The following is an 8,737-nucleotide window of genomic DNA, read 5'->3' on the forward strand; positions in this document are numbered from 1 at the left end:
CTGCTTCACCGTGGTGGTGATCTCGTGCATCGAGGCCGCCGTTTCCTCGATCGAGGCGGCCTGGCTCTCGGTGCGCTGCGCCAGGTCCTGGCTGCCCGCCGAGATCTCGCCCGACGCGTCGCGCACCGTCCGCGCGGTTTCGATCAGCCGCGTGGCAATGCCGGTCAGCTTGCCGGCAGTACCGTTGGCGTCATTCTGGATGCGCGCGAACACGCCGGCGAAGTCGCCCTTGATGCGCTGGGTCAGATCGCCGTCGGCCAGGCCGGCCAGCATGGCGCTGATCTGCTGCAGCGAGCGGTCGGTGACGTCGAGCAGGCGGTTGATGCCCTCGGCGATGCGCCGGGTGGCGCCGGCCAGATTGCCCGGATCGATGCGGCTGCCGAGATCGCCGGCGGCAGCGGCGTTGAGCACGCGAGCCACCGAACGGTCGAGTTCCTCCTCCTGGCGCTGGCGCTCCGCCTCGCTGCGTTCGCGCTCGGCCAGCTGTTCGGCCTGGCTCGCGGCGCGTTCCTGCTGCAGCGCCTGGTTCTGTGCGATCTGTTCCTTGAAGATGTTGAGGCTGCGGGCGATGTCGCCCACCTCGTCGCCGCGGTTGAGGCTCGGGATGCTGACATCCTGTTTGCCCTCGACCAGGTCGCTGATCGTCGCGGTGATGCGGCGCAGCGGGCGGCTGACCAGCAGCTGCGTGCCCAGCATCAGGGCGACAAGCAGCACGCCAAGCAGGCCACCGCCGAGAACGAGGGCGCGCTGCGAGGATTCGGCGTTGACGGCGTTCAGCACGTCGAGGCTGAGCGCCACCGCAAGCGCCCCGACATATTCCCGGTCTTTGCCGGCCACCACCGGCGCGATCATGATGTAATGGTCGCTGCCGTCCGACCAGGTCTGGATCTTGCCGGATTTCACCTCCTGCTCGATTGCGGCGGTGAACTCCTGAGCCAGTTCGCCGTGGATGCTGAAACGCTTGCCTTCGAAGGTGGCGATCGGCTTGCGCTGGGCGTCGAAGACGACGGCATTCGCCAGCGCGCTGCCCTCGAACTCCGCCGCTCCCTCCAGGACCGGCGCGATCGTCTCCGGCTTGTTCCAGCGCACGCCGCCGGAAATCTGCTGCGCCAGCAGGCTGACCACCTGGAGATTGCTGGCGCGGAATTCCTCGACCGCCGCGACCTTGCGCATCTCCAGCTGGGCGAACACCGTGCCGCCGACGCCGATGCAGAGGATGACAGCAATCAGCAGTCCAAGTTTCTGCGATAAGGACAGGCGCAACCGGCCCTGGCCCCGGAAATCCTTCTGCATGATTCTGTCCTCCCCTGCGTTGCCGGGCTCACATATCCATCAGCATTTCGACGTCGAGCCCGACCGTGACGGCGCCGATCGCGGCACCGCTGCCATCCACCACCGTCATGCTGACCTGGGTCTGGAATTTTTGGGTCGATTCATCCTGCTCGACCTTGTCGACGAAGACGGCATTCGGGCCGGCCGGATAGGTCTTCTGCCACTTGGCCTCGTCGCCCTGCCAGTAGTCGGAGGTCACGTCGCTCTGGCCGACATTGAGGCCCTTGTTGTCCATGACGAAGATCTCGGTCACGAGACCCTGGCTTTCGGCCTCCTTCTTCTTCAGGTAGGCGGACAGCGCGTTGCCGGTGACTTCGCTGATCAGCGGCTTGGCCGACGCCTTGGTCTCGGCGCGCCACTGTTTGTCGAGCGCATCGATCTTGTCCTGCGTAAGGGAGGCATGCTTGGCGTTCTGCGCCTTGACCGCCTCGATGACGACCGGGTCCTTCATCCATTCACGCAGGGTCTTTTCCGCCCAGGCCTGCGCCTTCGGCACGTGCTTGTCCTGCGCGACGGCCGGCATGGCCGCGAAAACGGCCCATGCAATCATGGCGGCAAACGGAATGCGGATGAGACGAGACGACTTCATGGCGAGTTCCCCTGATTTATATGCCCTGCTTTTCTTATTCTGATTGTAAGGGATCAGGGGAGTAAACAAACGGTTAGCTGGGCTTTTTAGCTGTTCCAATCCGTCATAGGCGCGCAGAACCAGCGACCGCCGGTTGCCGGCGCCGCAACATCTCATCCGATAATCGTCTTTATACGGTGCTACACAGTCGCAATTGGCGATGCCGGCGATCCCACGGCACCGGTGAGCCGGAGCGGCGGTGCGGTCAGCAGGAAGCGGCTGCGCTTCTGTTCCTTCAGGCAGGCGGCAAGTTCCGACAGATACCAGAGCTCGCCGAGCGGGACGCCGAGCTTGAACAGGCAATGCTCATGCAGCGGCAGCATGGCATGGCTGCCATCCACCGGCTTTGCCGGCAGGCCCTCGACCGCATAATTGTCGGCGATCAGGCAGCTCACGCCGCTGTCGGTGATCCACTTCAGCAGCGCCTTGTCGCGGCCATCCAGTACGGCACAGGAATTCTCCAGCCGGTGCAGGTCGGGCCTGCGCTGCATCGAGAGCACGACGTCGCCGAAGCCGGTATAGAAGCAGAGCATGTCGCCCTTCTCCACTTCCACCTTCTGCTTCTCCATCACGCGCATCAGCAGGTCATACCCGACCCAGGTGCGCGCATCGCCGCATTCGTCATGCAGGTTGACCAGCACGCCGCGCCCCTGCATGCCGTGCCGGGCGAAATTGTGGATGCCGAGCGCCTCGGTGCCTTTCGACGGAAAGCGTTCCAGACGCGGCTCACCCACGCCGCGGTCGTCGACATCGGGGATGTCGCTGCCGCCGCGCCAGCCATTGTAGAAAACCCGCTCGGGCGTGCCGTCGCCATCGGCATCGAACATCGAGCCGATATGGGCGAAGCTGTCCCACTGCGTGGAATACTGCAGATACAGCAGGGCCGCGTCGTCGCTGGACACGTCGGTGACGCGCGGGTCGTACATCGAAAGCGGCAGCGCCATGTTGGGGCGGCCCTCACGCACCACGGCGAAGAGCTGCGGCGGAAAACGGCGCGGATTGAGCAGGTTGCCGCCCGGATATTCCAGCGGCAGCGACAGGCAGAAGGTGCGGCCCTCGCGCACTTCCGCGATGCCCTGTTTCACCTTCTCCGGTGTGATCCAGTTGACGCGTCCCAGCCGGTCGTCCGGCCCGAAGTCACCCCAGTTCGACCCTTCAGGCCGGTTTTTCCAGCGCTGCGTCATTCCTGTCGCCTACCCCCGATCACAAAACGAAAAACAGTCGCTCACGCCGCCCGCTCGCGCATGGCGCCGACGGAATAGTTCTTCCAGCGGGCTTCCACCGCCTCATGCAGTTCCCGCTTCAGGCCCATGGCGAAGACCGCCTCGGCCACCAGGAAGGTCGGGCCGATCAGCGCCTGCAGGATATTGTCGGCCAGCGCGGGACGGCGACCTTCGAAGACATGGCCGACCAGCTGGAAGATCCAGCCGCCGATGAAAGCCACGGCGAAGACCGTCCAGCCGACGAAGCTGCCCTGCCCGGCGACCCATTCGGCTGCCATCATCAGCAGGAAGGCCACCAGCACCATGAGTCCGCCGATGGTCCGGTCGAGCCAGAGATAGAAGATGCCGGTGACGACCCAGAGGGCAGTCGCCAGCGTCACGCTGGTTTCGCCGTTCCACATCTCGAACAGCGGCACCCAGTGCAGCGGAATGAAAATGGCGAAGACGATGGAGGGAATGCCGATGAAATGGGTGGCGCGATTGCGCCCGTCCCGGTGATAGGCGGAATACATGGCCATCTGTTCGACGAAGAACGGGTTCATGGCGCCCTCTTCTCTCTGTCGCGACTCGCGCCGAGTCGCGGGTGCTTCCTGTCCCTGTGGATAAGCCTAGAGGGTGGTAAAGCATTGTCAATCGCAGGAATTCCGGCTTCCGCAGGGTCATCGGGAATCCCGTTGACTAATATCCGCCTGAGCCTATTCTCGCCGCGTCGCAGTCAGTCCGGCGGGAGAGGCGCGAAACCCGGAATTCCGGGGGCCCGCGCGCCGAAGGAGCAACCGCCCCGGAAACTCTCAGGCCGAAGGACCGACCGGGCTGGCGACACTCTGGAAAGCGGATCGGGAGTCCAAACCCGGTCCCACCGAAGGAGTAAGGGCAGCAAGGCCTGTCCGAATCTCTCAGGTCCCGGGACAGAGGGGGCGAACGGCGAAACCATCCGCCGGCTCGACTCTGACTCTGTTCGCAAAGGGGCCTCTTTTGGGCGACACGGCTGAAAACCTCAAAGTCACGCCACTCAACGCGCTGCACAAGGAGCTCGGCGCGCGCATGGTCCCCTTCGCCGGCTACGAAATGCCGGTGCAGTATCCGACCGGCATCCTGACCGAGCACAAGCATACCCGCGCCGCCGCGGGTCTATTCGATGTCTCGCATATGGGCCAGGTGCGCATCACCGGCGACGATCCGGCGAAAGCGCTTGAGGCGCTGGTGCCCGGCGACATCCAGTCGCTGGATGTCGGCAAGATGCGCTACACGATGTTCACCAACGACCAGGGCGGCATCCGCGACGACTTCATGGTCAACAAGCGCGACCGCGACCTCTTCGTCGTGTTCAACGCCGCCTGCAAGGACGACGACATCGCCCATGCCCGCGCCAACCTGAAGGGCTGCGAGATCGAATATCTGGAAGACCGCGCCCTGCTCGCCCTGCAGGGGCCTGCCGCGGTCGCGGTGCTGTCGCGGCTCAATCCGGTCGTGCAGGCGATGAGCTTCAGCATGGGCGCGACGCTGGCGCTGGACAGGTTCGAGGCTTTCGTGACGCGCTCGGGCTACACCGGCGAGGACGGCTTCGAGATCTCGGTGCCGAACGCACAGGCCGAGGACCTCGCCCGCTGGCTGCTGAGCCAGCCGGAAGTGAAGCCGATCGGACTCGGCGCGCGCGATTCCCTGCGCCTCGAGGCCGGCCTCTGCCTGTACGGCCACGACATCGACGCCACGACGACGCCGATCGAGGCCGGACTCAACTGGACGATCCCGAAGCGCCGCCGCGAGGAAGGCGGCTTTCCCGGCGCGGCGGTCATACAGGAGCAGCTCAGAAACGGCGTCAGCCGCAAGCTGACCGGCATCCGGCCCGAAGGCCGCGCGCCGGCCCGCGAAGGCACCGAAGTGCTGAACGACAAGGGCGAGAAGATCGGCACGATCACGTCGGGCGGCTTCGGCCCCAGCGTCGATGCGCCGATCGCCATGGGCTACGTCGCGACGGAATACGCCGCGCCCGGCACGCCGCTCACCCTCATGGTGCGCGGCAAGGCGCTTCCCGCGAAAACCTGCAAGCTTCCCTTCATCACCAAACGCTACGCGAAATAACAGGAGAGGATCCATGACCACGCGCTACACCAAGGACCATGAATGGATCCGTCTCGATGGCGATGTCGCCACGGTCGGCATCTCGGATTACGCCCAGAGCCAGCTCGGCGACGTGGTCTTCGTCGACCTGCCCGCGCCGGGCAAGACGGTCGAGGCCGGCGCCGAAATCGCCGTTGTCGAATCCGTGAAGGCGGCGTCGGAGGTCTATGCGCCCTGCGGCGGCGAAGTCGTCGAGAGCAATCAGGCGATCGCCGACGATCCCGCGCTGGTGAACCGCGCCGCGCAGACCGATGGCTGGTTCGTGAAGATGAAGCTGTCCGACAAGGCCGAACTGGACGCGCTGATGGACCAGGCCGCCTACGACGCCTACCTGAAAACCCTGTAAGGATTTCCCATGCGCTATCTCGGTCTGACCGAAGCCGACCGCCGCGAGATGCTGGCGGTGATCGGCGCGCCCAACATCGATGCGCTGTTCAGGGACGTGCCCGCCGGCGCGCTGAACCCGCAGCTCGACCTGCCGCCGCACCAGGGCGAGCTGGAAGTGGAGCGCGCCTTCGCCGCCATGGCGAAGAAGAATGTCTCGCCCATGGACGTGCCCTTCTTCCTCGGCGCCGGCGCCTACCGCCATCACATTCCGGCTGCCGTCGACCATCTGATCCAGCGCTCGGAATTCCTCACCTCCTATACGCCGTACCAGCCCGAGATCAGCCAGGGCACGCTGCAGTATCTCTTCGAGTTCCAGACCCAAGTCAGCATGATCACCGGCATGGAGGTGGCCAACGCCTCCATGTATGACGGCGCGACCGCGGCCGCCGAAGCGGTGCTGATGGCGCAGCGGGTCACCAAAAAGGGCAAGGCCGTGCTCTCGGGTGGCCTGCACCCGCATTACCGCGACACCATCGCCACGCTGATGGACCAGACGGACCAGCCGCATGTGGCGGCGCCGACGGATCTGAACGGTTCGGAAGACCTCTCCGCGCTGATCGACGACCAGACCGCCTGCGTGGTGGTGCAGAACCCGTCGGTCTTCGGCCATCTGCGCGATCTTTCCGGCCTCGCGAAGGCCTGCCAGGCGAAAGACGCGCTGCTGGTCGTCGCCGTGGCGGAGGTCACCTCGCTCGGCCTCGTCACGCCGCCTGGCGCGATGGGTGCCGACATCGTGGTCGCCGAGGGCCAGGGGCTGGGCGTGCCGCTCAGCTTCGGCGGTCCCTATGTGGGCCTGTTCGCCACCCGCGAGAAATTCGTGCGCCAGATGCCGGGCCGCCTCTGCGGCGAGACCGTGGACCAGGACGGCCGGCGCGGCTTCGTGCTGACGCTGTCGGCCCGCGAGCAGCATATCCGCCGCGAGAAGGCGACCTCGAACATCTGCACCAATTCCGGCCTCTGCGCCCTCGCCTTCACCATCCATCTCAGCCTGCTGGGCGAAGCCGGCTTCACCCGTCTGGCCGAGATCAACCATGCCAAGGCCGTGCAGCTGGCCGAGAAGGTCGCGACGCTGAAGGGCGTCGAGGTCATCCCCGATGCCTTCTACAACGAGTTCGCCGTGAAGCTGCCGAAGCCGGCGGCTGATGTGGTGGAAGCGCTGGTGCAGAAGAACATTCTCGGCGGCGTGCCCGCCGCCCGCCTCTTCCCCGGTGAGCCCGCGCTGCACGACGTGCTGCTGCTGGCCGCCACCGAGACCAACAGCGAGGGCGACATGGATGCCCTGGTCGCCGCCCTGAAGGAGGTGCTGTGATGCTGAACCGTCAGGGACGCCCGACCACGCCGAGCCAGGATGCCGACAGCGCCGCGGCCGGCACCATTACCGGCAACCGCGGCCTGCTGATGGAAGAGGCGCTGATCTTCGAACAGGGCGAGGATGGCCGCAGCGGCGTCGATCTGCCGCCCGCGCCGCAGGTGAAGGACCGCCTCGGCGGCCTGAAGCGGACCGGCCGGATCGGCCTGCCGGGTCTTTCCGAGCCGCAGGTGGTGCGCCACTTCGTGCGGCTCTCGCAGAAGAACTATTCCATCGATGCGGGGCTCTATCCGCTCGGCTCCTGCACGATGAAGCACAATCCGCGGCTGAACGAGAAGATGGCGCGGCTGCCGGGCCTCGGCGACCTGCATCCGCTGCAGCCGGTTTCGACCGTGCAGGGCGCGCTGGAAGTCATCGACCGCCTCGCTGGCTGGCTGAAGACGCTGACCGGCATGCCGGCCGTGGCGATGTCGCCGGCCGCAGGCGCCCATGGCGAGCTCTGCGGCCTGATGGCGATCCGCGCGGCGCTCAAGGCGCGCGGCGACGTGCGCAAGCGCATCCTCGCGCCGGAATCCGCCCATGGCACCAATCCCGCCACGGCGGCGCTCTGCGGCTATACGGTCGATCCGATCCCGGCGACCGCCGATGGCCGCGTCGATCTCGAGGCCCTGCAGGCCAAGCTCGGCCCGGATGTGGCGGCGCTCATGCTGACCAATCCGAATACCTGCGGCCTGTTCGAGCGCGACATCAAAAAGGTCGCCGACATGGTGCATGCCGCCGGCGCCTTCTTCTACTGCGACGGCGCGAACTTCAACGCCATCGTCGGCAAGGTGCGGCCGGGCGATCTCGGCGTCGACGCCATGCACATCAACCTGCACAAGACCTTCTCCACGCCCCATGGCGGCGGCGGTCCCGGCTCGGGCCCGGTCGTGCTGTCGGAGGCGCTGAAGGATTTCGTGCCGGTGCCCTATGTGGTGCACGGGAAGAACGGCTTCGAACTGGTGGAAGGCGGCGATGCGAAAAGCTTCGGCCGCATGAAGAGCTTCCACGGCCAGATGGGCATGTTCATCCGCGCGCTGGCCTACATGATGAGCCATGGCGGCGACGGGCTGAAGCGGGTGGCGGAAGACAGCGTGCTGGCCGCCAATTACGTCCTGGCGACGCTGAAGGACGTGATGAGTCCGAGCTTCGAAGGCCCCTGCATGCACGAGGCGCTGTTCGACGACCGCTTCCTGAAGGATACCGGCGTCACCACGCTCGACTTCGCCAAGGCGATGATCGACGAGGGCTATCACCCGATGACGGTGTATTTCCCGCTGGTCGTCCACGGCGCGATGCTGATCGAACCGACGGAAAGCGAGAGCAAAGACAGCCTCGACATGTTCGTCGGCACCCTGCGCGGCCTGGCGCAGAAGGCGAAACAGGGCGACCAGGCGGCCTGGTTCCAGGGCGCGCCGCGCCTCACCCCGCGCCGCCGGCTGGACGAGACCCGCGCCGCCCGCGCGCCGATCCTGCGCTGGAAGCCCGGCACCAACGCCCCGCCGGCCGGCAAAGCCGCGGCGGAGTAAGCCGACGGAACCCGCCCGGCGCCGTTAGCGGTGGCTGGGCGGGAAACGTTTGAAGCGCTCGACGCGCTGCGTCGTCCGGCCGCCGCCCGCCAGCTTCGCCAGAAGCGCGGCGACGGCGCCGATCACCGCGACGCCGATCAGCCAGACGATGACGATGAGGGTGGCACCG

At 66.2% G+C, this 8,737-nt stretch carries 8 protein-coding genes and 1 riboswitch; of the genes, 4 read left to right on the plus strand and 4 right to left on the minus strand.

Annotated elements, in window-relative coordinates; genetic code table 11:
• The 4 genes from VKZ87_RS15610 to VKZ87_RS15625 all read right to left on the minus strand — a co-directional run.
• Positions 1-1,293 (minus strand): methyl-accepting chemotaxis protein (locus tag VKZ87_RS15610; RefSeq protein WP_324222188.1); only part of this gene is annotated, 1,293 nt, incomplete at its 3' end.
• 28 nt (positions 1,294-1,321) lie between these two features.
• Positions 1,322-1,921 (minus strand): hypothetical protein, encoded by a 600-nt coding sequence (locus VKZ87_RS15615; RefSeq protein WP_324222189.1) that lies wholly within the window; start codon positions 1,919-1,921, stop codon positions 1,322-1,324.
• 179 nt (positions 1,922-2,100) lie between these two features.
• Entirely contained in the window at positions 2,101-3,144 is a 1,044-nt protein-coding gene (locus tag VKZ87_RS15620) for a cyclase family protein (RefSeq protein WP_324222190.1), read from the minus strand.
• A gap of 41 nt (positions 3,145-3,185) precedes the next feature.
• Positions 3,186-3,725, minus strand: a complete 540-nt coding sequence (locus VKZ87_RS15625; RefSeq protein WP_324222191.1) for a DUF962 domain-containing protein — start codon at positions 3,723-3,725, stop codon at positions 3,186-3,188.
• Positions 3,726-3,997: 272 nt separating this feature from the next.
• Positions 3,998-4,105, plus strand: a riboswitch (glycine riboswitch).
• A gap of 53 nt (positions 4,106-4,158) precedes the next feature.
• Here VKZ87_RS15625 and gcvT point away from each other — a divergent pair.
• From gcvT to gcvPB, 4 genes are read left to right on the plus strand one after another with little or no spacing between them, the layout of a single operon-like run.
• Positions 4,159-5,265: a glycine cleavage system aminomethyltransferase GcvT gene (gene gcvT, locus VKZ87_RS15630; RefSeq protein ID WP_324222192.1), complete on the plus strand. Its 1,107-nt coding sequence runs from the start codon at positions 4,159-4,161 to the stop codon at positions 5,263-5,265.
• A 13-nt stretch (positions 5,266-5,278) separates the two neighbouring features.
• Positions 5,279-5,650, plus strand: a complete 372-nt coding sequence (gene gcvH / locus VKZ87_RS15635) for a glycine cleavage system protein GcvH (RefSeq protein WP_324222193.1) — start codon at positions 5,279-5,281, stop codon at positions 5,648-5,650.
• A gap of 9 nt (positions 5,651-5,659) precedes the next feature.
• A complete protein-coding gene (gcvPA, locus tag VKZ87_RS15640) occupies positions 5,660-7,000 on the plus strand; it encodes an aminomethyl-transferring glycine dehydrogenase subunit GcvPA (RefSeq protein ID WP_324222194.1) in 1,341 nt (446 codons plus the stop codon).
• Positions 7,000-8,568, plus strand: a complete 1,569-nt coding sequence (gene gcvPB / locus VKZ87_RS15645; RefSeq protein WP_414655658.1) for an aminomethyl-transferring glycine dehydrogenase subunit GcvPB — start codon at positions 7,000-7,002, stop codon at positions 8,566-8,568. Before gcvPA ends, gcvPB begins: the two co-directional genes overlap by 1 nt.
• Positions 8,569-8,737 lie beyond the last annotated feature (169 nt).

The organism is Ferrovibrio sp., from assembly GCF_035304305.1.
Taxonomy (GTDB): Bacteria; Pseudomonadota; Alphaproteobacteria; order Ferrovibrionales; family Ferrovibrionaceae; genus Ferrovibrio.